This window comes from Paenibacillus solani, from assembly GCF_050475945.1.
GTDB classification, from domain to species: Bacteria; Bacillota; Bacilli; order Paenibacillales; family Paenibacillaceae; genus Paenibacillus_AQ; species Paenibacillus_AQ solani_A.
Map to the genome: position 1 here is coordinate 263,083 of NZ_JBCMXJ010000016.1, position 25,886 is coordinate 288,968.

The following is a 25,886-nucleotide window of genomic DNA, read 5'->3' on the forward strand; positions in this document are numbered from 1 at the left end:
TCCTCCTTCATGTATGGAATGTAGATATCATAGCAACTACTTATGAAGAACTAATGTAGCTGTCTATGCATAACATCACTATACCCATTTTTTCTTTATCTCCATTCTTGTGATATAAAATAAAGTGATATTCTAAGATGCACTCAATCTATTTTAAAGGCAGATCTCACTGCCCTATTTAAGAAGGAGAACCATCTCCCATGCAAATCGATGACGATGATTTCATCCCGCTATTCAAGCGGGCCAATTCCATATTAAACCGAACCTTGAGCCGTATTGAACAACCTGAGCTAAACATCCAGATTCATTACTGGGGATTCATGCCGCGCCATTACGACAATACAGAGCACAAGCATTCTTTTTTTGAAGCTTGTTACGTGTTAACAGGCAACGGAACTTATATCGAAGGCGAGACCGAATTCCCCCTCCACCCAGGGACGCTGTTTCTATCGCGGCCGGGCGTCCAGCATCAAATAAGAAGCAAGGACGGCTTGGCCTTGTGCTATGTCGCCTTTGAACCGGAAGAAACGGCAAGCGGCGAGTTGTATGCGACCGCGTTCCGGTTGTTGGCCAAACAAGGCAACCCGGTGGTTACAGAAGGAGCCCGGCAGGCGTCCGGATTATTGTGGCTTTCGCTGTTATCGCTGTTTCATACGGGTTCCGGTAAACAGCACCCGCCTCAAATGGTGAACAGTTTGGCCGCGTCACTGATATTATCCTTTCTGACCGTCCATGGCCCAGGCTTCCATCATGAGCCTTCCGGTGCCGAAGCTAACGATGAAGGAACCTCCATGTTTCATCAGGCCGAACTGTTTATCAAGGACAACCTCAACGAACCTCTCTCGCTGGAGCGCGTGGCGGGCCATCTCCACATCACAACCCGTCATTTGACCCGGCTGTTTCGCAAATACGGCCATCAATCCTTTGTCCATTATGTGCAGGAGCAACGCGTGCAGCAGGCAAAGCATATGCTCCTCCATACGGATCGGCAGATCAAGGAGATTGCCGTATACTGCGGATTCGAGTCCGTGCATTACTTCACCAGGGTATTTACATCCAAACTTGGTGTAACCCCGGCCCGCTTCCGGCGCTCGCAGTTTTCGGAAGGACGCTACGACTCCGAGGTTTAGCGCCAAGGGCCGCCGATGTCCTGATCGTACAAAAACACTTCCTCTTTTTATAAAGACGTATCCTCCCTTGCCTTCTACAATGAAGTCGTAACAGACATTTACGGAAGGGAGGATACATCCAATCCATGAAACCTGCAACTGCCTTTCAATCACATCCGATCAATCCTGTGGATTTTCGCCACGAGCCCTTATTCATGAATCAGGGAATCGACTCCTGGTGCTCGTTCATCATGTCGATCCACAAACAAAAATCGCAGCTTCATCCCCCTGAAAAGCGAGGCGTCTACATTACGCTCGACGGAACGCACGGTGCCGATTTCGATAAACTGCTGATCCAGCTTCAGCAATCCTGCAAACAAGAGGGCATTGCCTTCTCGAGCAATTCGACGTCCCGTTATTTAAAACCCGAAGCCGAGCTCCGGGCCGAGATGGCTCCTTATCTGACCGATAACCGGGCATTCGGCTATAAAGCCTCGGATATCCGTCCCATTCAATATTTTCAGCCGGACGCAAAGGCTGCCTTACAAAAAAGCGCGCTGCAATTTGACGTGATGTGCGGCATTCACGTGCTGTACGGCCCGGGTGCCTCGCTGCTGGAAGGCAGAACCCCCGATCTTCGCTTCTACGCCGATTACTCCCGCGAAAACCAGCAGCGGCGCCATGCCGAGTTTATGGGCAGCTTCGGCCTCGGCATCTCGAGCGATAAGGTTGAGACCTACAAGAACTGCCTGTTTCTCGAATGGCCCGTCTGGGAGACTTACCGCCGGGACTGGCTGGACCATCATGTTCAGCACTCCGTTAACCAAGCGTACTATATGGACATGAATCGTACGGAAGCTCCCGTCTGGCTGCCTGCAGCGAAATTGGCAAGCGTGCTGCTTCAAGCGGCCCGGCAGCCGTTTCGAGTCAAGCCGTTTTTTGCCCCGGGGATATGGGGAGGCCAATACCTTAAGGAATTGTGCGGCCTTCCCGAAGAATGGCCGAACTGCGCCTGGAGCTTTGAACCCATTGCTCCTGAGAATACACTGCTGCTGCGCGTGCAGAATGTCACCTTCGAGGTTCCGTTCACTTTGTTGATGGAGACAGCCTCCCAGGAAATTATGGGAGCGCGTAATTTCGAATTGTTCGGCGACTACTTTCCGATCCGGTTTGACTATCTGGATACGATGCAGGGTGGCGAGCTGTCGCTTCAAGTGCATCCGCTGCAGGAATATGCAGAGGCACAGTTCAATGAGCATATGACGCAGCAAGAGTCGTACTACATCATGCGCAATGTCCCGGGAGCCAAGGTGTATTTGGGACTGAAGGAAGGGGTCACCGGCGGACGGCTCCTTGAAGCCGTCGAGAATGCCCATCTTCAAGAAGAGCCGCTTGAGCTCTCCGAATACGTTAACGAGTACCACTCGCAAACAGGGGATCTCTACCTTATTCCACCGGGTACGGTCCACTGCTCCGGCAGGGATAATCTCGTGCTGGAAATCTCCTCGACCACCTGGTGGTTTACGTTCAAGATTTACGATTATCTGCGGCTGGACGCCGATGGCAAGCCACGCCCGATGAACCCTGAGCATGCGCGCCACAATATCAATGACGCCATAAATACGCCGGCGGTAGAGGGCGGACTTATCGCCAGGCCATCCGTCGTAAGCCGTCAAGGCGGCAGCACGGAGGAACTGCTGGGACAACGGGAAGATCTACTGTTCCAAGTCAGCAGGCTGAATCTGCAGGACACGTGGAAAGCGGACACTCAGGGAGAGTTCGTTATGTACAATCTCGTGGAAGGCGACCGCGTCCGCCTAGTACCGGCAGCGGATGAGGGTGGGGCCGTTGAATGGGGCTATGCGGAATCCTACATCGTTCCGGCATGTATAGGTGAATACCGTTTGGAGAACCTGTCGGATTCCCCATGCACATTGATTGCGGCCAGGGTCAATCCCGAATGGAATCTCCCGCTGCTTCCTCCTTCCCGAAGAGCGGCAAGCGGAGAGTTTTCATGAACCGCCCTGATTGGGACGATCCGAGTAGCGTGTCTCCCCCGTTCCCCATCACCATAACGCTCGATGCCGGGGGAACCGCTTTGAAGGGAGCGCTCATCGTGAATGAGCAGCTGGTCCCAGGCTCCTTCCTCATCCGGCCTTCGGCATCGCAAGGGACGGCGGAGGATGCGATCGCCAGCTTCGCCAGCGCCTGCCATGATTTGTTGCACTTCTACACCTCAGCCTTCCGGCCAGTGGACGATCGCGATTCGATCCGGATCGGCTTTGCCTTTCCGGGGCCCTTCGATTATGCAAAAGGCGTTGCCCTTCTTCAAGGCATCGGCAAATATGATGGGCTGTACAAACTGTCTGTTCGGGATCTGCTCCGTTCGAAGTTCCAAAGCCTCAAACCATCCTTTCCGGGTGCCATGATGAATCGTTTGACCGCTGCCGATATCCGGTTCGGGAACGACGCCTTCATGTTCGGGCTAGGCGCCTCCATCCGGTTCAGGGCGGAACGTCTCCTATGCCTAACACTCGGTACGGGCCTCGGTTCCGCCTTCGTGGAGAATGGCCGGATCGTAGCCGGCAAGGACGGTATCCCTGGCAGCGGCATGCTGTATGCGGAGCCTTACCGGGACCACATCGTGGACAGCTATTTCGGGAGAAGAGGCATTCTGAGGATGGCCTCGGAGCGGGGACTCCTGACGGACGGAATCGACGTAGCCGATCTGGCCGAAGCGGCAACGCGAGGTAATGGCCAGGCCCGCGATTTATTCCGGGAATACGGCAGCAATCTGGGAGGAATGCTGCGGCCCTATCTATCCGAATTCCGGCCGGATCGTTTGGTGCTGGGCGGACAGATCTCGGGCAGCCTGCCCTTATGGGAAAGGGATATGCAGCTGGCGTTGGGTACGCACAGCGTTCCGATTGACTGTCTTGAGGACGGTACGTCCGCTGTGTTTTACGGCATTGAGAAGCTGTTTGACGATACGGCGAGCGAACGATCCGCTCCATATTATCATTAGGAGGTCCTATTATATGAACAAGAACATATCACTCCAAGGAAGCCATAGACCCGCTCGTCCCTGGACGATCTATGCCATCCATCATTCTCACACGGATATCGGTTACACCGAGCGCCAGGAGCGGATCGAGCAGTACCACGTCGATTTTATCCGCCAGGCTCTGGGCATCACGGATGCCGCACACCGCGGGGAACGTCCGGAATGGGAATCGTTCCGCTGGACTTGCGAAACATTCTGGGCGGTTGAGAAATTCCTCGAATCGGCCACGACGGAAGAAAAAGAGGCTTTTCAGCAAGCGGTAATTCGCGGTGATATCGAATTGTCGGGAACCTATCTCAACATGACGGAGCTTCCGGACTTCGACCTCCTTCTGCGCAATCACGGCAAGGCGCAAAGATATGCAAAGACTTTCGGACATCGGATCGACAGCGCCATGACCGCCGACATCAACGGGTACAGCTGGGGTTATGCGGAAAGCCTGCTGCAAAATAATATCGAGCATCTGTTTTCCTGCATCCATACGCACCACGGCATGTATCCGCTGGGCCGCAAACAAACCCCGTTCTGGTGGGAAAGCCACAGCGGCGGCAGGCTGCTCGTATGGAACGGCGAGCATTACATGTTCGGCAACGAGCTCGGATTCTGCCCTGACGCACTCGGCAAATACATCATCAAGGATGAACTTCAGCATAATCTGATGGAGCCCGAGGAGCGGCACAACGACATTGCTGCCCTGCGGATTAACCGGTATTTATGGAATCTCGAGCAGGAGTCCTACCCGTATTCCTTCGTTCCCGTCATGGTCTCCGGCCTGGGTACGGACAATGCGTCCCCGAATTCCGATATTGCGGAGTGGATGAGCGCATGGAATGAACAATACGGCGACCAAATCACCATTAAAATGGCCACGCTTTCCGAATTTTTCGCCGTCTTGAAGCAGGAGGATCTGTCCGCGCTTCCGGTGCACCGCGGGGATTGGCCGGACTGGTGGACCGATGGGGTCGCCTCCACGGCGATGCATACCCAGATTTACCGGGATGCCCAGCGCACGCTTCGAAAAGTCAAGCATCTCGATCCGGGCCATGCAGCAGCAAGCCTCGCCGAGATTGAGGAGGCCTCGCAGGCGCTGACCATGTACGCCGAGCATACCTGGGGCTACCATTCCTCCGTGTATGAGCCTTGGCATCCGCAGGTGCAAATGCTGGAGGTGCGAAAGCAAGCCTATGCGGCCGAAGCCAGCAAGCTGGCCTACCGGGCACTGGACCAAGTGCTCGCAGCCCGTCATGGCGCGCTGCTTGCCCCCCATCGTCCCTTGCGCTATGAGGTGATCAACACGGAACCGGCCGCAGCGACGCTGCAGGTTGCCATACCGCTGGATGGTTGGGAGCACGTGATTTTGAAGAAAACGTTCGAGCTCATCGACGAATCAACCGGGCAGCCGCTTCCGTACCAGCTGGCACATACGGGAGCTCTCGTTACGGAGCTCACGCTTGAACCGGGAGAGTCCCGGATCCTGTACATCCATCCGCACGAAACGCCAGATGCATTCTCCGCTTCTGGGAACATGGCAACCGCGCGGAATACCGAACCGATCGCATGCGAAGGCATCGCCGACATCTGGACCCAGCCCTTGGCTCTCCATCCGATCGTGGTGGGCAAGAGTTCGCTCGAATCCGACTTCTTCCGGATCGAATGGGAAATGAACAAAGGCATTACGGCCTGGATCGATAAGACACGCTCGGCGGACCTGCTGGACGGCGAACGCGAGCACGGGGCATTCACTCCTGTCTACGAGGTCACGCCGGCACAGGATGAGTTTAATCCATCCGAAATATGCTCGACCCGCCGCCGCATGGGACGCAACCGGAAGGGCACCAATGTCCAGCGGGATGCCGGGCGCTTGACCCGGGCGACCGTGCTGGACAACGGACCGCTGTTTGCCCTGGTCGAGCTGGTGTTCGACGTGAAGGGACTCAGCTACTATGCCCTCCACATCAAGATGTTTGCCAACCAGCCTCGTGTCGAGGTGTCCGTCCGCTTCCACAAGGACAGCGTTTGGCTGCCGGAAAATGTCTATGTAGCACTGCCGTTCTCGATGGGGACGGAAGCCGAGTTATACGCCGAAAAAGCCGGATGCCATATCCGGCCTTGGAAGGATCAAATTCCTGGAAGCTGCCTCGATTACACCAGCGTTCAGGAGGGAATATTCTGGCACTCGGCTAAAGACCGCGAAGCGTTGACCCTATCCATGACAGACACGCCGCTCGTACAGCTCGGAACGCTGGAGCACGGGCCGCGCCAGCTTCACACCATGCAGCCAGCGGACAGCCGACCTTCCACGTATGCCTGGATATTGACGAACTACTGGGAGACCAATTTCAAGGCTACGCTCGGCGGCTTCTACGAGTTCCGCTATGCGGTAGAACGCCATCGCCAGCTGGACCCCCAGCAAACGGCGAAGACGCTGCACGCCTCAACTGGACAATTCACCGTTCATCGGATCCAATAATTCATGATGAAGAACAGCTGCCCTGGTAACCAGGGCAGCTGTTCTCATTGATATAGGGAAGCGAACTGTCGATCTCCTGTCGATCTGGCCCCTCACTCTTTTGATTATTCGGTTATGGTGGAACTACGTCCAAGCCCACATGAATCCATCGCGATCCCAGGCAATCCGTCCGCCATGCAATTTGCGGAATGCTTTTTTCACGTCCTTGGACAGCGAAGCATTTCCATTCTCGTTAACGAAAACAAACTCTTCGCCAAAGTTCTCACGCACATAGCGAATAGCCTCCGTCTGATACAGATTACCTGTAAAGTGGATTTCCTCGACCATCCACTCGGCCACTTGCTGTGCTGTATATGTCATATTTACATCTGTCCCTTCTGTTCAAGCGCCCATGAGTTCTCACTTTAATGCTTCAAAGCCCTATTATTCCCCAATCTTCACAGGCACACCCGTTTCCGCTGATTGCAAAGCGGCGCAGGTAATTTCCATCGTTTTGAAAGCATCCTCATAGGTAGATAAGATTCCCGAAGCGTCACCTGTGCGAACCGCATGGATGAAAGCTTCATTCTCTCGAAGATAAGGGTTAGCGGCATTTCGATATTCCGTTGTTTTTCCTTTCTCCTTCACCATAAGTTTATCGGGATGTATCTCAATAACTCCCTGCTCCGTATAGATGGAAAGCCCGATCTTCTCTGCTTCTGGCAATACGCAGGTATTAGAGATCGTTGCCACGGCACCGCTCTTTAACTTCAACGTAGCAGTACCCACATCGTGTACCGTCACACCTTCATGTAAGTCCTTCATGGCTCTATGAGCAAAAGCTGCATACACCTCATCCACTTCACCCAGCAAGCAGCGAAGCAAGTCTACCATATGGGTGGTTTGCTCAATAAATTGTCCGCCGGAGCCTTCCTGCTGCCTCCACCAGTACACCTGCGGCATGTCTCCCATCCAGTAGCCAAGCGCCATTCCAATCCTCCGGCTTTCTAATATCTCGGCCGCCTTGCTGGCTGCATCTGTATAACGAAAATGATACCCGGCCGATGTTATTAAACCCGACTTCTTGATCTCAAGCATAATCTGCCTTGGTCTGTCCAGATTGGTACCTAGCGGTTTCTCTACCAGAAAAGGAATACCTCTTCGCACAAGCTGAGATTCGATCTCACCATGTGCAAACGGTGGAACACAGATATAGACAGCATCAGGCTTGGTTTCATCCAGCATATGTTCCACATTGCTGTATGCCCTGGCTGTGGCATATCCCTGAACCGCTTGCTCCGCCTTTTCCTGACTGGTTCCAACAAAGGCCGCAATCTGCACTCCGTCCATGCTGGTTAGTAAGTCTGCATGTATCTTGCTAAACCAGCCTGTGCCTACGATTCCGATTCGTAATGTCATGTGCTCTTAAGAACCTCCCCTTCATTTAGAGAAGCTGTGGTAAATAGTTTCTGTCAAAGATACATAGATACATAGAAACGTATAATCTCCACGAACCCAATCTCATCAGCTTCAAGTATGCTCTCGTTATCTAACGAACTGGTGACTCCAGAATACACCATACCGAATTATCGTTCCAATTATAAGCCCCTTTATCCTAATAAATAGGACTGCTTCCCGGTCATTCTGCCGGGAAGCAGTCCTTGTCGTTATTTAAACATCATCCATATGACCACAAACGCAATTAAAGAAACCACGTAAATGACTAGCAGTTTCGTAAGATTGGTTTTCGTTTTCCGCTCATAATTCGGGTTTGCCTTCTTATTCTCCTGGGATAATCCTACGAGAAGCGTGGAGACCCCTCCAATCAATGCTAATGCGATGACGATAATATACATAACCAACCACAAACAACCCCATTCGATTATTCATTATATATTCCATTATAGAACCTGAGGCTTCAGGATCAATCCATACTTATCATGAATTTGTTATTTCTGCCTCATTATAATGAACAATCATCCAATGCACACCATCCAATTGAGCGGTTGTTGAGACCATCCAATTGGCTGCTTCACCACCATCCAATTGCTGCTCACCTAATCACGCGTTATCCATTGATACAGCCGCTTTAAGGCGTCTTCGGCTTCAGGCATCGGAAAAAGAGGCCACACATGCATCATGTTTTCGTATTCCCAGTACTCAGTATCGACACCTTCGCGGATCAACTTATCGCGTAGCAAACGGGCGTCCGGCAGCAGACAATCATCGGTTCCAATGAGAATGACCGTACTGGGCAGGTTCTTCATTTCGCCAAACAATGGGCTAACCGCAGGGTCTTCCATCGGAAGGACGCCTGCATAAATTTTCCCAACCTCACGAAGTCCTGCTGGCTGCAGAAAGACGTCGCGCTGCGGTATCCCGAGCTCGCTAATGCACGGATTATCCGTGGCTGCATCAACCCAGGGTGAGAGGAGAATCAAGCGCTTTGGCTGGTGCGGTGTTCCCTTGACCGATTGAGCCATATCGAGAGCCAGCGCACCACCGGCGGAATCGCCCATAAGAAATACCGATCCCCGTGCCTGAGGGCAGGCGAACTTGTAAAATTCACGCATCAGCCCTGTCAGATCCTTCGCATCCATGGCTGGCACGGTGGGATAATTAGGCAGGATTACCGTTTGTCCGGTTTGCTTCGTCCATTGTTCGGCAAACGCAAAATGCGGCGGAAGAATCTCTTCGATATAGGCTCCGCCGTGCAAATATATGACGGTTCCCTTTTCTATCACTCCATGCGAGATATAATAATTCATAAGTAAACCCGAGCTGCTCTGAAAACAGCGGGTTTCAAATCCTTCCTGTTTCTCAGAAAGTGCTGGATAAGAAGGCAGTGTCGCAATATATTGCCGGATCGTTTCAGGACTTTCCCATTTTTGGTGGAACCCTTCAGCAGTCAACAGCTTTTTGATAGTCAAACTCTCTTTGCTCGGCATAGGTATTCTCCCCTTTGTCGGACGTTATAAATGAATGGATAAATTAGCGTGTCCGAGTTCAATGTAGCACGCATTGTTGTATTCTCACTGTGGCAATTGATACAGAAAGGGATAAAGAAATATGAAAAGCCTAAAGTAACGCAAAATGATATGATTAAGATAATAGACGAAATACAACCTGAATAGGCTACGAAAGGATGAAGAAGGTGTGGAAGCCGGATCGCAACAGCACAGATCCACTATATCAGCAAATTGCCAATGATCTGGAACAAAGAATATCATATGGTGAGTTTCCGCCAGGCAGCTTGCTCCCATCCGAACGAAAGCTGGCGGAGCAATTAGGAGTTAATCGAAGCACGGTGGTTCTGGCTTATTCGGAGCTTCGGGCACTTGGCATCATAGAGAGCCGTTCCGGAAGCGGCACGCGGGTTAGTAGTTCCAAGTGGGGAGCTACGCCAAAGCATACGCCGAATTGGCACCGCTATGCGGAAGGAGGCAGCTTCCTGCCAAATCCCCCTTTTCTAAGACGGATTCGGGAAGCCTTGGCACAGGACCCCACCCTCATTGATTTTGCCAGTGGAGAGTTAGCTGGCGATTTGGTGCCAGTCCAGGAAATGAATACATTGATGAGCCAGAACCCCAGTATGACTTATTTTGGATATGTCGATCCGCAAGGATATGGTCCCCTTAGACAGGCATTGGTTCGATATCTCGCACAATATCGTGGAATCCATACTACGGAATCGTCCATACTGATCACGTCGGGATCCCAGCAATCGTTATATCTCATCACGCAATGCCTGCTGTCACCAGGTGATTCAGTGGCAATCGAAGATCCTTCTTATTGTTATTCACTGCCGATGTTTCAATCTGCCGGTCTTCGATTGTTCAGGCTTCCTGTCGATGAACATGGAGTTCAGCCGGAAGATATTCGCTCCCTGTACAAGAAACACCGGATCAAGATGATCTTCATTAATCCGAATTTTCAGAACCCGACAGGCACGCTCATGGATCAAGAGAGAAGAACCCAGCTGCTGAATACTGCAAGTGAACTGGGCCTTCCAATCGTAGAGGATGATCCCTACAGTTTAACAGCCTATCAATGTGAGCCACCTGCCCCCTTAAAGTCTGCCGATACGCTGGGATCTGTGCTGTACATTGGATCCTTCTCGAAAATGGCTGCTTCCGGCCTTCGCGTAGGCTGGATGGTTGCCCCGAATTCCGTGGTAGAGCGGCTCGCAGACGCCAGGCAGCAGATGGATTTCGGATTGAGCGTGGTTCCGCAAAGTCTGGCTGGACAGTTTCTTGCCTCTTCCTATTTTGCGCCTCACCTCGATAATCTGAGGATGAACCTGCTGTACAAACGAGATTTGCTGATAGAGGCACTTCAGAAAGAACTGCAAGATCTGGTCGAATTCCATGTACCCGAAGGCGGCCATCATCTCTGGTGCCGAATCGTACCCGAGGTAAATGACAGCAAGCTGCTGGAGGCTTCCATTCAGAACGGTGTCATAGTTGCACCGGGAAGCATATACGGTTCATCGGCAGGGTATGTGCGATTCACGTTTGCTCGTGCAAAAGCCGAGGAAATTCCAACCGGAATATTCAAATTCGCTCAAGCGCTGCGCGCCACGATTCACTATTAGAAATTGGAATATGTATCATACATAAGCGATGCCAACCTCTACAAAAACTCACAATTAAAGCAGCCGATCAGCATCACACTCAATACGATCCAAAGTCATTGGAACATTGGAGGGTCTTGAGCCGCTGTTGAAGGCTGCTTGAGTTGGGATCAGTCTCATTTCTGAGCCTCAATCTTAAGACGATACTCATTCGGTGTCACGCCTACCCACTTGGCAAATACTTTATTAAAGTACCTTCGATCCAAATAACCTACGGTTTTACTAATGGTTGAAATGCTCTGTCCTGTGTTAAGAAGCATCGATTTAGCCCATTCGATTCTTATACTTGTTAGGTGCTCAACAAAAGTCTCGTTAAAGTGTTGTTTAAACAGGACGCAGAAATGACTGGAGCTTAAACCCAGATAACTAGCCACTTCTTCAACGCTTAGATCGCTTGAAGCGTTCTTTGCGATGTAATCTTTGGCCGCATCCATAAGCGTTTGATTCGATTTATGACTCACTTTCATCTTCGTGGCGACATTAATCATTCGGTTCAGCATGGTTATCAATTCCTTCACCGACGAGGGTGATTCCAAGCAGGTCCATACTATCCGTTCCTCAGCCTGATCAATTCTTTTCATTTCTTTCAGTTCACGCAGTAAATGAAGGACCAGAAAATGCAGGATCTTCTCTAGCTTTGCTGAAGATACACTCTTGAATTCACGAACAAGCATCGTGTGTGCCTGAGCAACTTTCTTAGAATCACAGCGTTTCAAGGACACTATAATCTCCTCTATGAGTTCCCAAAACGACAAGGTAGCAACTTCCTTCTCATATTCAGTTGAGAACGAAACAATTTGTATTTGTTCATGGGATAATTGGATTTCTCTCTGAAGCCCCTTATAGACTTGGCCTAACTCTCCAACCGGCACGTAATCGGGATAATAACCCACTCTAATAGACAGTCCCGTCTCTTGCGCTACACATTCAATACATTGACGTGCCATTTCCAAGGCCTCATCCATTTTAAACTCTGAGCTTTGATCCGAGCACCGAACGAGTATGCACCACTCACCCTCTCTCGTTTGCACAACCGAATAATCAGGATGATGACCAGGCAGAACCTGCTGAAGCACCCTCCTGACGTCCATTTGCTTCTGACGCTCTTTCTCTCCCCAATGCTCCTCATTGAGTACAAACCTTTCCTGATCGGCCAGTAAAAAAAAATAGGATGACTCCTCCCAATTTACATCGATATGAGAATACTCAGGCCGCAGACGTGACGATGTGTCCTCAAATAAAATATCCGTCATTATCTTTTCATAGATCATGCCCTGCATGTACTTGAATTGCTTCTCCTTCTGCGTGTGTTCCTCCTTAATCTCCCGGATCCGATTGCCTGTCTCCGCAATGACTTTGTTAAGTTCATTGTAATTAATCGGCTTTAAAAGAAGATCCTTCGCTCCGAACTGAAGCGCCTTTCTGGCGTATTCAAATTCAGCAAACCCTGTCAACATAATGACAGAGGACTCGATCTCGAGTTCATTCAACTTCTGAAGGAACGTTAGTCCATCCATCTTCGGCATCCGGATATCACACAGAATCAAATCAGGACTGTACTCTTTTACCATATCCAAAGCGATCAGACCATTCTGAGCAGAACCAACCAGTTCAAATTGGTGCTGCTGCCACGGTATGATCGCCGAAAGATTTTCCACAATTAAAGGTTCGTCATCAATAAGTAATGCTCGAAGCATTATAGCAAGTCCCCTCTTCTTTTCGGAATCAAACATTGAACCACTGTCCCTTGTCCTTCAAGACTGCATATGAACATGCCATATCCTTTCCCGTAATGCAATCGCAATCGGTCAGCAACATTCATGACGCCAACTCCTCCACGGAGGGTGTCACGCTGCTCCAGGCCTTTATGCTCAGATTCAGACTTTCGGTAGTGGAAGGATTGCAGTCTTGCATTGCTTATGCCTATGCCGTTATCCTCGACCCATATCCGTAAGCATCCCCTGTGTTCTTCTATCCGGACAGTAATGTATCCCCTATGCTCAATATCCTCTAAACCATGCTGAATGCTGTTCTCAACCAATGGCTGAAGCGTAAACTTCAAAATAGAATAATGGCCTAATTCAGGCGGCATTTGGATCTCATAATCGAACAGATGACCAAATCTGACTTTTTGGATTTCAAAATAATTGAGTAAATACCCGATCTCCTGTTCCAGGGTTATTTCCACTTGCTCTTGAAAGCTTAGATGCAAATTCTCACCCAAGCGATATACCATTTGGCTTACCTTTTCCTTCTCCCCGCGCATATTTAAGGCATTGATCGATTCAAGCGTATTCATAATAAAATGCGGTTTGATCTGTGCTTGAAGCAGCATGAGCTCAGCCTTATTCTTTCTTGACTGCTCTTGCTTGACTTCCTCAATCAGCACCCCCACCTTCTCTGCGAGCCGATTCAAGCTTCTGGCCAGCGATCCGGTTTCATCCCGGTTATTCAGTTTCATTCTAGCACTGAGGTCGCCGATCTCGATCAGCTTCATCGTATTCATCATTCGAATAATAAACCGGATGTAGCGATTTACAAAAGCGATATTAAAAAATAAAGACAATAGCAGGATGATCGCAATCACGATCCCGACTAACCGGATAATCGAGCCGGTTTCACCGGTCACATACTCCAATGGAATGACAGTCACAAGGGATAAGTGCTCTATCCCTAAATCCTTCATTTCCAGCGGCTGAACCGTGAGCAAGCTCTTCGTGCCATTGAACTCCAGCGGAGTACCGTGGATCTCCTTGCCAATATCAAACTTCCCCGTCATGCTCTCATATATATTCGAATCACCCAGCAACTCCTTGTTATCATAAACGATAAGCCCTTCTGAATTGACCAACAGAAAATGATTGGGAATACCCATCTGATTCGAGTAGAAGCTGAACAAATTGTTCAGTTCTTTGAAATCATACTGAAGACTCACATAACCAATCGGTTCTTGCCGGTTGAGATCGTTAATAACTCTTAATTGTGTAAAAAATCGGGAAGATCTTGTTATCTCCCTATGCTCATAAGGGGCCAGCCACTTGGAAATGCCGCGCCGGGAAATAATTTCAGAGCCTACCCCGGATTGCTCAAGCTCATCCATCGAAATCGGAAGTGTATCCGATTTCGAACGGCTAAAAGCTGCTCCATCAAGCGTGTAGAGGGTTACGGTATTAAGAGGGCCATACATAAGAAATGTCTGGTTCAGTATGCTGGGCACAGCGGCGATATCCCGCTCATCCGGAGCAGTATTCAGAAAATCCTGGACTCGGCTGGACAGCATGGACTGATCGGAGGAAGCCGTAGCATCTTTGAATATGGTTGCTATATTTCTTGAGACCGATGAATTGACCAGCTGCGACTGTTCGGCATACTTTTTCTGCAGCACGGTTTGCAGCATGACAGAACCAACAACCCCAATCACAATGATCGGGATGATGATCAGGGTAACGTAACCAAGTAGTACTTTATTGCGTATGCTCATGCATATAACGCGCCCCTTTCGCTGCACTAAAAATCAACCTTTTAGACTCCCGGCGGTCAAACCATCAATAATTTTATCCTGCAAAATCACATAGACGACAACAACGGGAATGACGCTGTACATCGTAGCAGCGAATAGTCCGCCATAGTTGGTGTTAAGCATATCTTTAAAAGCTGCTACGCCAACGGCAAGTGTTCGCAAGCTCTCTTTAGAGAGCAGAAGATTCGCCATGATGAACTCATTCCAATTATTCAAATAGTTTACGATAAATACAGATATGAACGCAGGAAGACAAATCGGGAACACGATCCGGAAGAACAATCCGAATATATTTAACCCATCCATGACCGCCGCTTCTTCAAGCTCCTTGGACATTGAGCTCATGAAAGCCTTAATGATCATGACAGAGATCGCCAGGCCAAACGTTGCATACGGGAAAATCAAAGATAAGTAAGTATCGTAGATCTGAAATCCAAAATATTTCTCGAAGTTTCGCACGAATGCGTATAATGGTACCAATATCGTAGCACCAGGAACCATGATCGCCAAGAGTAATACGGTCATAATCGCCTGATTAATTCGTTTGTACGGAATCCGGACTAATGCGTAAGCCGTCATCGCAGCCATAACGACCGTCACTGCACTCGCAATGATGCTGACGATAAAGCTGTTCGCCAGATAAACATTTACATTCGATGTATTCCAAGCATCAATGTAATTCTGGATGGTAAAGTTTTTAATCGGTGCGAACGGATACGAAATAATATCAACATGGCGTTTGAATGAGTTCTGGAACGCCCACAATAAAGGATATAAGGAAATAAGTACGTAGCCCATCAACACAATATGAATCCACAGACTGTCTTTTTGCTTCCGCGCTCTTCTCACCATCATCTTCATCTTCAGACCTCCTCCAGCTTCTTCGTTATAAAACTGGTGATGCCTGTCAGAATCACTGTGAATATAACCATGATGAAAGCAATGGTATTGGCATATCCGGATTCCAGATACTGAAAGCCCACTCGGTACATGTACGTGGCCATGACATCTGTTAGCCCTGCGGGACCTCCTCCTGTCATTACCATGACGATATCGAGTGTTTTTAGTGACCCAGCAACCTTTAGCAGTACAATCACGGAAATAATCGGCTTAATCATCGGCAATGTGATGTGGATCGCTCTTTGAAAAAAGTTAGCTCCATCCACTTGTGCTGCCTCTTGAATTTCCTTGGAAATTCCATATATAGCTGCAAGCGCAAGCACGATATAGAAGCCGACGTTAGCCCAAGCATTCGCTACCAGAATGGATAAGAGTGCTGTGTGATCATCAGCAAGCCAGGCTTTGACCCGATGATCGAACCCGATCCCTCGAAGAATCAGATTAAGCAAACCGATCTCAGGATGAAACACAACGAATGACCATAATACGGCAACGACGGGCGTCGAGAGAATAGCAGGCATGAAAAATGTCGTTTTGTAGAATCCCGAGAATCTTCTTACCTCCGATATCAAGATCGCAGAAGCCAGTATAGTGGGAAGCTGTACCAGGAGTGCAAACCCTGTAAAAGCCAGGTTATTTAATAACGATCGGTACAACTGCTCATCGACTAGAGCTCTCTTGAAATTGTCTAATCCGTTGAATACCGGGGCCGATAGACCATCCCATTCTGAGAACGCATACATAACCGTGGACGATAGTGGATAGAGATAGAATACACTATACAATAAGAGCGTCGGGATGATAAATACTAAAAAGGCTGCAGGATTTCTGAATGTTCGATTCATTGTACTCCCCTCCGATCCTGTAATCAGTAAGGGCATCACCGCTAAGCCTTAGTGATGCCCGCTTGAATTAGCAGATGATCTAATCCTTCTTATTTTCCTTGTCTTGATTCTGTTGCATCGTCTCAAGCATTTGCTGAACCGTTATTTTACTTCCTACCACCTGCTGCATTCCTGACTCCAGATCACTCTTGATCTTTGGCTGAACGAGTGCGTCATATGCCGGGAAAGTTGCCATTCCTTGAGCTGTGTCGCTTATTTCTTTAATGATCGGCTTAACATCCTCCGTGTCAGTAAGTACCATGGAAGGAAAGCGGTTGGAATCAATCAGCTGTCTCTTCTGCCATTTCTCTTGGTAATATTCCTTGATGAACGCCTTAACTGCCTTCATTTCATTCTCATCCAGATGGGAAGAAAATGCATAACCAGTAGAGAAGCTGGCATTAATGGTGTTATCCCCTTTTCCTCCAAAGTTCGGTACTTTGAAGAAACCGAGGTCATTGGCAACAACTGATCGATCTTCATTAGCGTAAGTATTAAGACCCCATGTTCCGTCAAAAATGATTGCAGCCTTACCACTGGAGAATTGTGCTTGTGCTTCGGAATGTTTATAACCGAGCGTATTCTCTGTATAGTAGCCCTTCTCCATAAGCTCCTTAACCTTCTCGAAAGCCTGGGCCATTTCCGGATCGGTCCATTTGGTCTCTCCTGTTCTCAAATTCCGAAACATGTCGACTCCACCCAAGGTAGCTGCAAAGTTGGTAGGGATCATGTTGATCGACCACGCTTCCGCTGCCCCTAGTGCCAAAGGTGTATACCCTGCTGATTTCAAGGTTTCACACATCGCCAGGAATTGGTCCCATGTCGTTGGAGGAGTCAGACCCAACTCATTAAATATCTTTTTGTTATAAAAGAATCCTTCAATATATCCGTTATCAGGAATTCCATAAATTTTGCCGTCAACCGTAAACTCGGAGAAATCCTGAATTTTATCCTTGAGGTCCAGCTCCTCAACAATAGGGGTGAGATCGAGCAAATGGCCTGTTTTCGCGAAATTTTCCGTATCGCTGCCCCCAAAATTATAGAAAATTTTGGGTGGGCTACCTGCGGCGAATTCTGCTTTAAGCTTGGTTGAACGATTAACGACAACATCTACCCCTTCGGTTACAATTTTTAACCCGGGTACCTGATTTTCGACTTCCTTGATGACATCATTAAGCATAGCCACTCGGGATTGATCCGCTTCATTAATAAAAGTGTGACGAAGCGACATTTCAAAATCCTTCACCGCTCCTTCGTTACTCCCTCCGCTCGAAGAACCTTCGTTCTTAGATCCGCATCCCGTCAATAACAGCAATGAAAGCATTAGCATCGTCATGGAACCTGCGATTAGCCTTTTCATCAATTTGCTTCCCCTCTTTCAAAGTTTATCCGGTAGCCGCTATACTAACACAGAGCAGGATTTCGAGTTATTCACTATCTCTTCTGCACTGACCTCGTGTCCTAACTGATCGGACAAGTAAATCCCCTCGCTGATCAACATCGTATTAAGAGCAATTTTAGCGGTAGGAAGCAGAGGCACATGCCCCGCCAGAGCAGCAATCCAGTGATGCTGCGAAGAGTCATAAGCCGACTCATTCTCCCGAAGACGATGCCACCTCAGATCCATCTTGGCAAGGTCCACCGTGCTGTCCATATCGATATCACAGACGGTGCTGTGAAAACTGAACGGCTGGCTTATCTGGTCCGTTAAAGCAGAAGGGAGCCGAATCCCTCCTTGGGAACCGAGCACGCTTCCTCCTTCGAAGCCCCCCATATGTACTGACCAGGCTTCCATGATATCCAGCGTGATATTATGATCGAATTTCACCATGCCGACCGCAAATTCCTCAACATTAAATCCGCTATCCTGTCTCCGATCCTCCTGCATTTCCATCTCTTGATAAACCTTACCTGAGATACGCTGGACATCAGGATTACCTAGCAAATAGAGCATTTGGGCGATATGATAGACTCCCATATCAAGCAGAGCTCCACCAGCTGCGGTTTCCTTTCGGGTAAAATAGGCGGTTCCGTAACCGTCCACGTAGGGCCGCCCTCTGCGACGAAAGCCAGTGGAACGCGCGTGGTATAACTTCCCAAGCTTTCCGCCATCAATCAGAGTTTTGGCTGCCTTGGTTTCTGGCCGGTAGAGGGTGCTCATCTGGATATGCAGCATCCGATGTTCAGCATCAGCCATGTCGCACATCGTCTTTCCATCCGCATAAGAGCCGGCAATCGGTTTTTCACAATACACATGTTTACCTGATTGCAGAGCAGCCACCGTAACCGGAGCATGAAAATTGTTATGAAGACATACATCAACAGCCATAATATCATCACGAGCCAGCATCTCACGATAGTTCGTATATACATGAGGAATGCCAAACTGCTCTGCTAATCTGCGGGCTTCTGCTTCATTGACGTCACAGACGGCAACGATTTCAGCATCTGAAATTAACTGATATCTCTCAATGTGCATTTTACCAATCTGTCCTGTTCCGATAATGCCGATTCTAACCTTATCTTCCATCCATCTATCTCTCCCTATCACAATGGCTTGTAACCTGCTTCTATACAGCGTCACTCAAAATTCGTTTTACAGCTGCAATGATCCATTCCATTTCCACATACTGATTGCCGGGTGCATTATATTCTACGCCCCAATACCCTTCGTAACCGGTTGTTAGCAAGCTCCGGATTTTATCCACTGCAAGAGGGTCTACAGCAGTCTTCGCATCAAAATGAGTATGGAAAGTCCACGGAGCAACCAAGTCGTCACCTTGCATTTCATCTGCTTTCCACCTGCCGATATGAAGCAGAAATCCGAATGCCTGATGATCCACGGCTTCGGCAAGCCGTTTCATCTCCCGCGGAAGCAGCGAAGCTCCCATATGATTTTCCGGACCGATCTTGTAACCTCCATCAGCCGCGCGCTTTGCATATTCCTGATATCGCGTGACCGTGTATTCAAATTGCTCCTCCGTCATCGGTTCTGATTTCTTGTAGCTGCCGCCTGTATCGATACGAACGGTCTCTGCTCCCAATATTTCTGCGGCTTCCAGATGAACCAGCGCATTCTCATACAGCTTTTGTCTTACTTCGGGGTCCGGATCCCATAAATGAGCACCATCTATCGCGAAATTGACGACGTTCATCTCCTTTTCATCAAGTGCTTCTTTGATTTTGCGAATATAACTTTTATCCGCAAGCTGATAGATTGGTGTGCTGCGATCGATAAAAAATCCGTTCCACAAATCAACTGAATCCATACGGTATCTGTACTTTACCGTTTCCAAATATCCGAATACATCCATCTTCCCTTCCATAAAGGTGTTATGGAATGAATAGCCTCCGATTGATATTTTCATATGGTATTTCCCCCTTCAAATTCATTTAGTAATTCATGGATCTATGTGGCAGTCCAGAAGCTGCTTCCTCGTCTGCAATGACAGTAAGTGCCGGATGCAACTGTAATACCGAGGCGGGGATATCCTGCGTAATCGGTCCAAATAATGCTTTTTCCAGCATCGCGGCTTTGTTAACTCCTTTTGCAAAGAGAAAGATCTGCCTTGAATTCATGATCGTCTTGATTCCCATGGTCACACCAGTCTTCGGCACTTCCTCACTGGACCCGAACATATGAGCACGGGCATGAATCGTATCCTCCCCAATCGGTACAACACGTGTCGTTGAATGAAAGGGGCTTCCCGGCTCGTTAAAACCGATATGCCCATTCGTGCCAATACCAAGCAGCATCAGATCGATGCCGCCAGCTAGCCCAATGTGCTGTTCATACTCTTTACTGACTTGATGCAAGTCTGTTGAAGTGGAGGCTATGGAGGAAATATTGGATTTCTTCATGTTGACTCGATCAAATAATTGGTCATTCAGTCTTGCCAGGCAGCTGGCCGGATTGTCTGCGGAAGCGCCTTCATATTCATCCAATACAAATGCAGTCACCTGTGAAAAATCCAATCCTTCATGACGATGCAAATCCGCCAGTTCGTGATAAATGCCCTTTGTTGTCGCCCCAGTGGCGAAGCATATACGAATATCCGCTTTTTTCTTAATAAGTTCAGCAATTTCTAAAGCGCTTCTTCGGTTAAATGCTGTCTCATCAGTTTCAACGATATGTTCCATTTAAACCGCCTCCCCATACTAAAGTTGCTGCGCCCAGTAGTCCGACACGTCCAACATCAAGATTAGACTGCTCAACTCGAACCAGTGCATTTGCCGCTGCCGGAAGAGCGGTTTTTCGCAGATAGGCTTCAAGATCCTCTACAATTGTCTTGTCCCGAGATACGCCCCCTCCAACAATAATCACTTCTGGGTTCAATAGATTAACGACATTGGTCAATGAAATTTGAAGCGCTTCCAAAGCTTCGTTACGAATACGGGTTGCTAATATGTCTCCTTGAAGTGCTTCAATGAATATCCGATCCGTCTGCAAATGAGAAGTATATTGATTCAGCGTAGATTGCGGATATGAGCTTAGCAGGTCTATTGCACGGTGTATCATTCCCCCGCCTGATGCAATGGTCTCCATGCAGCCGACCCTTCCGCAGCTACAGCGTGGCCCCATCGTATTGACTGACATATGCCCAAGCTCTCCTGCATAATTCGCTGCTCCGCGGACCAAGCGGCCATCCGATACAATCCCCATTGATATTCCGGTACCCAAATTCAGATATATAAAATGTTTGAATTCTTGTCCCGCTCCGTACAGCAGCTCTGCCCGTGTAGCACAGCGTACATCATTATCCAGAGTGACTGGCAGTCCATATCGCTCCCCCATCTTCTCCGCTAGATGTACCGGTTCATGAATAGGAATGTTGATCGCATGCTTCCACACTCCGGCTTCAGGGTCAATGTGACCGACAAGTCCGATTCCGATTCCTTCAGCATTTGGTCCACCCCCGAATAATTGCAAGAAGTGATCGATCGCCTCATCGATCGAATGCAGTGCTGACAACTGCGATGTTCGATCCATCGAATACTGCCGTGATTCCATGACGTGCCCATCTTCGGTAACATAGCCGACTAGGATCTTTGTACCGCCGACATCGACGCCGATCGCGACCTTTTGATCTTTGGAGCAGTGCCCTCGCGCTGAAGTTGTCATCATTTCATTTCAACTGCTCTGCCGGTTCTGGCTGACTCATACATGGCTTCAACAACGGCTAAGGCTCTTAATCCATCTTCTAAGGTACTTGAAGGTGTATCAATTCCACGTACACAATCGATAAAATGCTTAACCTCAAACGCATGCCCCTGCTGAATGACGTCCTTTGGTGCAGGGAAACTCCAGCCTTTTGTAGGAACGACATGCGGCTTGAGGCTTGCTTCCTCTTCATATGATTTGCCGTATCCATTATTACTGAAAATTCTCAATCCCCCCGCTTCATGCGTGGTGCTTACATATGCTGTCCCTTGATCACCAAACACTTCGAGTCGTACATCCATGCCGCCAGATATGGCCCAGCTAATCACAACTTCAGCCAGTCCGCCATTCTCGAACCGAAGTACAGCAATCGCGGTATCTTCTGCTCCATTCTTGCAATAATCTTTCCACTTAAGAACTTCGGTTTCGGCATAGACTCGCTTAATCTTGGAGCCCATGATCCATTCCAAGGTATTCACGCCGTGGATTCCCATATCAATGGCTGCTCCGCCTCCTGTGAGGTTCGCATCCCAGAACCAGGGGCTATGAAAAGGACCGTTGTGGATTTCGTTCGACCGGAGCATCAGCACTTTACCGAATGCTCCCTGATCCACAAGCTCTTTGGTCCGCATGAGTGCCGGTTTAAAGCGCATGTTCTCGGCGTATACAGCGACGATTCCTTTTTCCTTAGCTTTCCTGACGATTTCCTCTGCCTCTTTGGTATTACAAGCCAGCGGCTTCTCGATCAGAAACGGCTTATTGGCTTCGATGCAAGCCATCGCCATCGCGTAGTGGAGATAATTAGGAACGGTAATATCCACACAATCGATATCCGGATCATGAATTAATTCCAGCCACTGATCCGTCCATCGTTCCACGCCGAACTGTTCTGCCGTCGCCTTAGCTTTTTCAGCTGTCCGAGATGCAAACATACCGATTTCGATATTGAACATTTGATACCCTTCGGCATGTGCTTTACCCATAAATCCAGTCCCAATAATACCTACCTTTACTCCTTTGTTCGCCATTTCACTCCTCCGTTCATTTGAAAGATCATGATTTCTGTGTATACATGTGACGGTAACTGTTCACATTTCTATCATAATTCATCACTTGAATGGGAATGCAGGTGTACTTTTCTTCGAAATGGGGGTAACATTCTTCGAATCTTTTGTTCAACAAGCGTGATAAGTCATTAGCAGCCCCCTTTGCTGAGCAAATGACCAGGATATTTTTTTAAAAGGTAAATAAAAAAGCCCCCCTCTGACCAACGAATTGATCAGAGGAGGGCACTGCTAAATTGTAAAAAAGGAAGTATGAATATTGCTGCTTATGAATTCCTTGTATACATTGATAGAAGGTTTTTAGTACCAATGAACAAATGAGTCCCTACAGATTAAGCATGCCCATAGGGGGATCGGCAGTATAAGCCACTTTGCGCTGCGCAGCAGCCATCAGGTTCTTCCCTAATCACCGGCACCATCTCCACCGCCATCTCCGCCATCACTTCCGCTGTCACTGCTGTCTCCGAAGAAACCATCACCGCTATCTCCACCGCTGCTCCATGTAGACGAATTGCGCGTGATTCCTTTCCATGATTGATTAAAGGCATAATCTATGGTGATAATCGAAGCCGGGTCCCATAACGGTAGCGCTGCTAATCGGTCAAGAGCCGGTTGTTTATTCCTTGCCCTAGTCAAAAACCGCCGCCCAACGCCAAGCAGAATTGCATTTTCCATCATCCGTTCTAGAGACTCAGGCTCCCGGCTTCCATAATCCCCACCTCTAGCCAGCATCCTGCGATATCGCTTCACAGCGCTTCGTTTGGCTGCCGAGCTTCGGTTTAATACTTTTCCAGGCATAAGACCGACCATAATCATAGACAGCAGAACGAAATTCAAGTATGTATCTACAACTGGAGCGTATCGGATTTGAGCAGCCGCGAAGAAGCATACGACCAAGAACCCAATGATGTATTTCTTCTTACGCCAACGAATCGAGGCTAATGTCCCGCTTCCTCCCACGATGAGAAATAATAATCCTACCCATCCCCAAGCTGTGACGTCCGCGATATACAGATAGACCAGCATGGTTAGATGCAGGAGTGCAAGCACAGGAAAGATTATTTTTCTAGGTGCATATACTCCTACCTTAATCGTTTGGCGATTTTCCTCCTCCACAAGCTCCCGCCAGCGAATGAACCCTCTCTGCAAGCCTCTCAAACGATTCATATACATATCCTCGGAGATTTTCTGCTTGCGTTCTGTTTTTGTGGGTCCAGATAGACTATCCAGTTTTAGAATGCCTGTTCCTCGGAACAGCCAGTTTAACAGATATCGCTCGGACTTTGCTAAGCCGGAACGCTTGCCGATAAATGTGAACTGAGGACCCTGTTTCGGAGCTTTGGCATCCTCCTGAAATCGCGTTCCCAAACGCTCCATTGTTATATCAAGCATCCTTTTGCGACGCAGCTTAAACAAACCAGCAAGCACGTCAACACGCAAAAGCGTACCTTTGCGATATAGATAGACCAGACTGCCTGGATCCATATCCTCAATCTCTTCAAAGGATATTCGCAGGCCACCGAACCAGGCTGCGAGCCTGAGAAGGGATAGCGCATAATACACAACACCCGCCACTACAACATAAGTAAGCCAGCGGCTCAGCTTAATTCCTGTTTCCATAAGTCGTTCCCGTTCCGTAAATTTCTGCGAAAGCGCCGTCTCTCGTTTCAGCTGTTCTGAGAGAAGAGTTGAAGAGGCGGTGACTTCAAGATCTGAAAGTGCCTCTGTAGGAACATATGCTTTTAATCTCGCATGGTCTCCTTTCGGAAGCAGCTTGTTCTCGTATCGTAATAATTTATTCGTATTCTCCGCAATCACACCGCCGGACCGGTCATACATATAAGCGATAACAGGCTCTTGTATGGGCTGTTGCATACGCAGCATTACCGATACGTTATGATGGTCTTTATCGTTATCATTCAAGATGGTCCAGTCCAGCTCCCCCCGATCATCGTATTTTACGGCTTCCTTATCCAGCCTGTAGCGATAATACACCTGTCTGGTTTCATCTTTGGCCAATACTTTGATATAGTAGGAGCCACTCTTTTTCCTTAGCGAGGCAGGGTATCGTTCTAAATTGGTGTATCCGAAATTACCAAGCTCCCGATCACTCGGCGGAACATATGCCTCAAAAAACTCAATATTCGCATCCCCAAAGTTATCCATGAAACGCGATATCGAATCAAACTCACCACTTACTGTATAGGTGTACAGCTCCTCAACATACAGATCCCCATCTGGAAGCAGTTCCGCCATAATATCCACTTTATCAACCGTCAATGTGTTGCTTCCGCTGCAGCTGGAGAGAATAATGGCAGCCATAAACGCCGTGACAAGCAGCATAACAGGTCTCAAACCCTTATTCATGAAGTCATCCTCCCGTTTCCTAAAAAGCCAATTATAGCATATTCGGGAAGAACATCTAGCCATTTCAGAAGCGCCGGATATCCTTAGACGACATACACTTCCTGACACTGCCAAGCGACATGTCCCCCACTTGCGCACTTTTTACCAGTTGCATAACGAACGTACGTTCGTTATATAATAATAAGAAATTATGATTAACGACGAGGAGGCATGAGCGAATGACATCTGCGTCTCCGATCCAAACAGAGGAAGAATTGCTGTCCGTGAAGGATTGTATACTTCTTCCGATTTTGCTGGATGTGCTGGAACGGGATATCCGCAGCATGAAACACACGGGGGTAAGCGATTATTATGTGTTTCATCTACAGACGGTACAGCAAATGACGTTTGCCAAGCTTGCCGAGCTCAAACGAAGCTGCCGTGCACGCGGCATCGCCATTCTGGAAACCCGGCGCCAGAAGCACTCCATTCTCATCCACTATCGCTGCCATGGTTACCAGCATGACATGGAGCTCATGTGGGATTATGTAAGAGCCGATATTCAGATCCGTTTAGCCGAAATGTTACAGGTTCAGCTTTGAACATGGAATTCACGCCTGCGAGCAGACGCGATAGATAGAGCTCAAACACAGGTCCTGCGCCAATAGTCTAAAAGTTTCAACCTTATCAGCCACCCAAGCATGCTCTGAACCACACATTGTGCCCACAGAGAGCAGCACGCGAGCTGGCAGGCAT

At 48.6% G+C, this 25,886-nt stretch carries 21 protein-coding genes; 6 read left to right on the forward strand and 15 right to left on the reverse strand.

Annotation, left to right across the window (positions count from 1 at the left end; genetic code table 11):
- Nucleotides 1-200: 200 nt before the first annotated feature.
- The 4 genes from ABEQ74_RS19880 (at nt 201) to ABEQ74_RS19895 (ending at nt 6,643) form a co-directional block, all read left to right on the forward strand.
- On the forward strand, nt 201-1,130 hold the full coding sequence (locus tag ABEQ74_RS19880) for a helix-turn-helix domain-containing protein (RefSeq protein WP_430123876.1): 930 nt from the start codon (nt 201-203) through the stop codon (nt 1,128-1,130).
- Nucleotides 1,131-1,255: 125 nt separating this feature from the next.
- Nucleotides 1,256-3,127, forward strand: a complete 1,872-nt coding sequence (locus ABEQ74_RS19885) for a class I mannose-6-phosphate isomerase (protein WP_430123877.1) — start codon at nt 1,256-1,258, stop codon at nt 3,125-3,127.
- Nucleotides 3,124-4,134, forward strand: a complete 1,011-nt coding sequence (locus tag ABEQ74_RS19890) for an ROK family protein (protein WP_430123878.1) — start codon at nt 3,124-3,126, stop codon at nt 4,132-4,134. The genes ABEQ74_RS19885 and ABEQ74_RS19890 overlap by 4 nt, the downstream gene beginning before the upstream one ends.
- Before the next feature lie 13 nt (nt 4,135-4,147).
- Nucleotides 4,148-6,643, forward strand: coding sequence for a glycoside hydrolase (locus ABEQ74_RS19895; protein ID WP_430123879.1), 2,496 nt, complete (start codon nt 4,148-4,150; stop codon nt 6,641-6,643).
- Nucleotides 6,644-6,766: 123 nt separating this feature from the next.
- Here ABEQ74_RS19895 and ABEQ74_RS19900 read toward each other — a convergent pair whose 3' ends face one another.
- From ABEQ74_RS19900 to ABEQ74_RS19915, 4 genes are all read right to left on the reverse strand, one after another.
- The gene (locus ABEQ74_RS19900; RefSeq protein ID WP_430123880.1) at nt 6,767-7,003 is read right to left on the reverse strand and encodes a DUF6953 family protein; all 237 of its coding nucleotides are present in this window, start codon (nt 7,001-7,003) and stop codon (nt 6,767-6,769) included.
- Nucleotides 7,004-7,066: 63 nt separating this feature from the next.
- Nucleotides 7,067-8,041 (reverse strand): Gfo/Idh/MocA family protein, encoded by a 975-nt coding sequence (locus ABEQ74_RS19905; protein ID WP_430123881.1) that lies wholly within the window; start codon nt 8,039-8,041, stop codon nt 7,067-7,069.
- A gap of 248 nt (nt 8,042-8,289) precedes the next feature.
- On the reverse strand, nt 8,290-8,478 hold the full coding sequence (locus ABEQ74_RS19910) for a hypothetical protein (protein ID WP_053493937.1): 189 nt from the start codon (nt 8,476-8,478) through the stop codon (nt 8,290-8,292).
- 201 nt (nt 8,479-8,679) lie between these two features.
- Entirely contained in the window at nt 8,680-9,570 is an 891-nt protein-coding gene (locus ABEQ74_RS19915; RefSeq protein ID WP_430123882.1) for an alpha/beta hydrolase, read from the reverse strand.
- Nucleotides 9,571-9,776: 206 nt separating this feature from the next.
- Here ABEQ74_RS19915 and ABEQ74_RS19920 point away from each other — a divergent pair, with 206 nt between their 5' ends.
- The gene (locus tag ABEQ74_RS19920; protein ID WP_430124244.1) at nt 9,777-11,216 is read left to right on the forward strand and encodes a PLP-dependent aminotransferase family protein; all 1,440 of its coding nucleotides are present in this window, start codon (nt 9,777-9,779) and stop codon (nt 11,214-11,216) included.
- Between the two features lie 155 nt (nt 11,217-11,371).
- Here ABEQ74_RS19920 and ABEQ74_RS19925 read toward each other — a convergent pair whose 3' ends face one another.
- From ABEQ74_RS19925 to ABEQ74_RS19975, 11 genes are all read right to left on the reverse strand, one after another.
- A complete protein-coding gene (locus ABEQ74_RS19925; RefSeq protein ID WP_430123883.1) occupies nt 11,372-12,952 on the reverse strand; it encodes a response regulator in 1,581 nt (526 codons plus the stop codon).
- Nucleotides 12,952-14,736, reverse strand: coding sequence for a cache domain-containing sensor histidine kinase (locus tag ABEQ74_RS19930; protein ID WP_430123884.1), 1,785 nt, complete (start codon nt 14,734-14,736; stop codon nt 12,952-12,954). Before ABEQ74_RS19930 ends, ABEQ74_RS19925 begins: the two co-directional genes overlap by 1 nt.
- A 33-nt stretch (nt 14,737-14,769) precedes the next feature.
- Nucleotides 14,770-15,636, reverse strand: a complete 867-nt coding sequence (locus ABEQ74_RS19935) for a carbohydrate ABC transporter permease (RefSeq protein WP_430123885.1) — start codon at nt 15,634-15,636, stop codon at nt 14,770-14,772.
- 2 nt (nt 15,637-15,638) lie between these two features.
- Nucleotides 15,639-16,520: a carbohydrate ABC transporter permease gene (locus ABEQ74_RS19940; protein WP_430123887.1), complete on the reverse strand. Its 882-nt coding sequence runs from the start codon at nt 16,518-16,520 to the stop codon at nt 15,639-15,641.
- Nucleotides 16,521-16,599: 79 nt separating this feature from the next.
- Entirely contained in the window at nt 16,600-17,919 is a 1,320-nt protein-coding gene (locus ABEQ74_RS19945) for an ABC transporter substrate-binding protein (protein ID WP_430123888.1), read from the reverse strand.
- 39 nt (nt 17,920-17,958) lie between these two features.
- A complete protein-coding gene (locus tag ABEQ74_RS19950; protein ID WP_430123890.1) occupies nt 17,959-19,089 on the reverse strand; it encodes a Gfo/Idh/MocA family protein in 1,131 nt (376 codons plus the stop codon).
- 40 nt (nt 19,090-19,129) lie between these two features.
- Nucleotides 19,130-19,927, reverse strand: a complete 798-nt coding sequence (locus ABEQ74_RS19955) for a sugar phosphate isomerase/epimerase family protein (RefSeq protein ID WP_430123891.1) — start codon at nt 19,925-19,927, stop codon at nt 19,130-19,132.
- A 25-nt stretch (nt 19,928-19,952) separates the two neighbouring features.
- The gene (locus tag ABEQ74_RS19960) at nt 19,953-20,699 is read right to left on the reverse strand and encodes a glucosamine-6-phosphate deaminase (protein WP_430123892.1); all 747 of its coding nucleotides are present in this window, start codon (nt 20,697-20,699) and stop codon (nt 19,953-19,955) included.
- Nucleotides 20,683-21,684, reverse strand: a complete 1,002-nt coding sequence (locus ABEQ74_RS19965; protein ID WP_430123893.1) for an ROK family protein — start codon at nt 21,682-21,684, stop codon at nt 20,683-20,685. The genes ABEQ74_RS19960 and ABEQ74_RS19965 overlap by 17 nt, the downstream gene beginning before the upstream one ends.
- Entirely contained in the window at nt 21,681-22,748 is a 1,068-nt protein-coding gene (locus ABEQ74_RS19970; RefSeq protein ID WP_430123894.1) for a Gfo/Idh/MocA family protein, read from the reverse strand. Before ABEQ74_RS19970 ends, ABEQ74_RS19965 begins: the two co-directional genes overlap by 4 nt.
- 438 nt (nt 22,749-23,186) lie before the next feature.
- A complete protein-coding gene (locus ABEQ74_RS19975) occupies nt 23,187-25,151 on the reverse strand; it encodes a DUF2207 domain-containing protein (protein WP_430123895.1) in 1,965 nt (654 codons plus the stop codon).
- 218 nt (nt 25,152-25,369) lie between these two features.
- Between ABEQ74_RS19975 and ABEQ74_RS19980 the strand changes: the two genes are divergently transcribed.
- Nucleotides 25,370-25,732 (forward strand): hypothetical protein, encoded by a 363-nt coding sequence (locus tag ABEQ74_RS19980; protein ID WP_430123896.1) that lies wholly within the window; start codon nt 25,370-25,372, stop codon nt 25,730-25,732.
- The last annotated feature ends 154 nt before the right edge of the window (nt 25,733-25,886 follow it).

What these genes read in the sequence shown, in the direction of transcription:
- ABEQ74_RS19880 (WP_430123876.1), top strand. Translation starts at nt 201, where the DNA reads ATGCAAATCGATGACGATGATTTCATCCCGCTATTCAAGCGGGCCAAT.
- ABEQ74_RS19885 (WP_430123877.1), top strand. Translation starts at nt 1,256, where the DNA reads ATGAAACCTGCAACTGCCTTTCAATCACATCCGATCAATCCTGTGGAT.
- ABEQ74_RS19890 (WP_430123878.1), top strand. Translation starts at nt 3,124, where the DNA reads ATGAACCGCCCTGATTGGGACGATCCGAGTAGCGTGTCTCCCCCGTTC.
- ABEQ74_RS19895 (WP_430123879.1), top strand. Translation starts at nt 4,148, where the DNA reads ATGAACAAGAACATATCACTCCAAGGAAGCCATAGACCCGCTCGTCCC.
- ABEQ74_RS19900 (WP_430123880.1), bottom strand. Translation starts at nt 7,003, where the DNA reads ATGACATATACAGCACAGCAAGTGGCCGAGTGGATGGTCGAGGAAATC.
- ABEQ74_RS19905 (WP_430123881.1), bottom strand. Translation starts at nt 8,041, where the DNA reads ATGACATTACGAATCGGAATCGTAGGCACAGGCTGGTTTAGCAAGATA.
- ABEQ74_RS19910 (WP_053493937.1), bottom strand. Translation starts at nt 8,478, where the DNA reads ATGTATATTATCGTCATCGCATTAGCATTGATTGGAGGGGTCTCCACG.
- ABEQ74_RS19915 (WP_430123882.1), bottom strand. Translation starts at nt 9,570, where the DNA reads ATGCCGAGCAAAGAGAGTTTGACTATCAAAAAGCTGTTGACTGCTGAA.
- ABEQ74_RS19925 (WP_430123883.1), bottom strand. Translation starts at nt 12,952, where the DNA reads ATGCTTCGAGCATTACTTATTGATGACGAACCTTTAATTGTGGAAAAT.
- ABEQ74_RS19930 (WP_430123884.1), bottom strand. Translation starts at nt 14,736, where the DNA reads ATGAGCATACGCAATAAAGTACTACTTGGTTACGTTACCCTGATCATC.
- ABEQ74_RS19935 (WP_430123885.1), bottom strand. Translation starts at nt 15,636, where the DNA reads ATGAAGATGATGGTGAGAAGAGCGCGGAAGCAAAAAGACAGTCTGTGG.
- ABEQ74_RS19940 (WP_430123887.1), bottom strand. Translation starts at nt 16,520, where the DNA reads ATGAATCGAACATTCAGAAATCCTGCAGCCTTTTTAGTATTTATCATC.
- ABEQ74_RS19945 (WP_430123888.1), bottom strand. Translation starts at nt 17,919, where the DNA reads ATGAAAAGGCTAATCGCAGGTTCCATGACGATGCTAATGCTTTCATTG.
- ABEQ74_RS19950 (WP_430123890.1), bottom strand. Translation starts at nt 19,089, where the DNA reads ATGGAAGATAAGGTTAGAATCGGCATTATCGGAACAGGACAGATTGGT.
- ABEQ74_RS19955 (WP_430123891.1), bottom strand. Translation starts at nt 19,927, where the DNA reads ATGAAAATATCAATCGGAGGCTATTCATTCCATAACACCTTTATGGAA.
- ABEQ74_RS19960 (WP_430123892.1), bottom strand. Translation starts at nt 20,699, where the DNA reads ATGGAACATATCGTTGAAACTGATGAGACAGCATTTAACCGAAGAAGC.
- ABEQ74_RS19965 (WP_430123893.1), bottom strand. Translation starts at nt 21,684, where the DNA reads ATGATGACAACTTCAGCGCGAGGGCACTGCTCCAAAGATCAAAAGGTC.
- ABEQ74_RS19970 (WP_430123894.1), bottom strand. Translation starts at nt 22,748, where the DNA reads ATGGCGAACAAAGGAGTAAAGGTAGGTATTATTGGGACTGGATTTATG.
- ABEQ74_RS19975 (WP_430123895.1), bottom strand. Translation starts at nt 25,151, where the DNA reads ATGAATAAGGGTTTGAGACCTGTTATGCTGCTTGTCACGGCGTTTATG.
- ABEQ74_RS19980 (WP_430123896.1), top strand. Translation starts at nt 25,370, where the DNA reads ATGACATCTGCGTCTCCGATCCAAACAGAGGAAGAATTGCTGTCCGTG.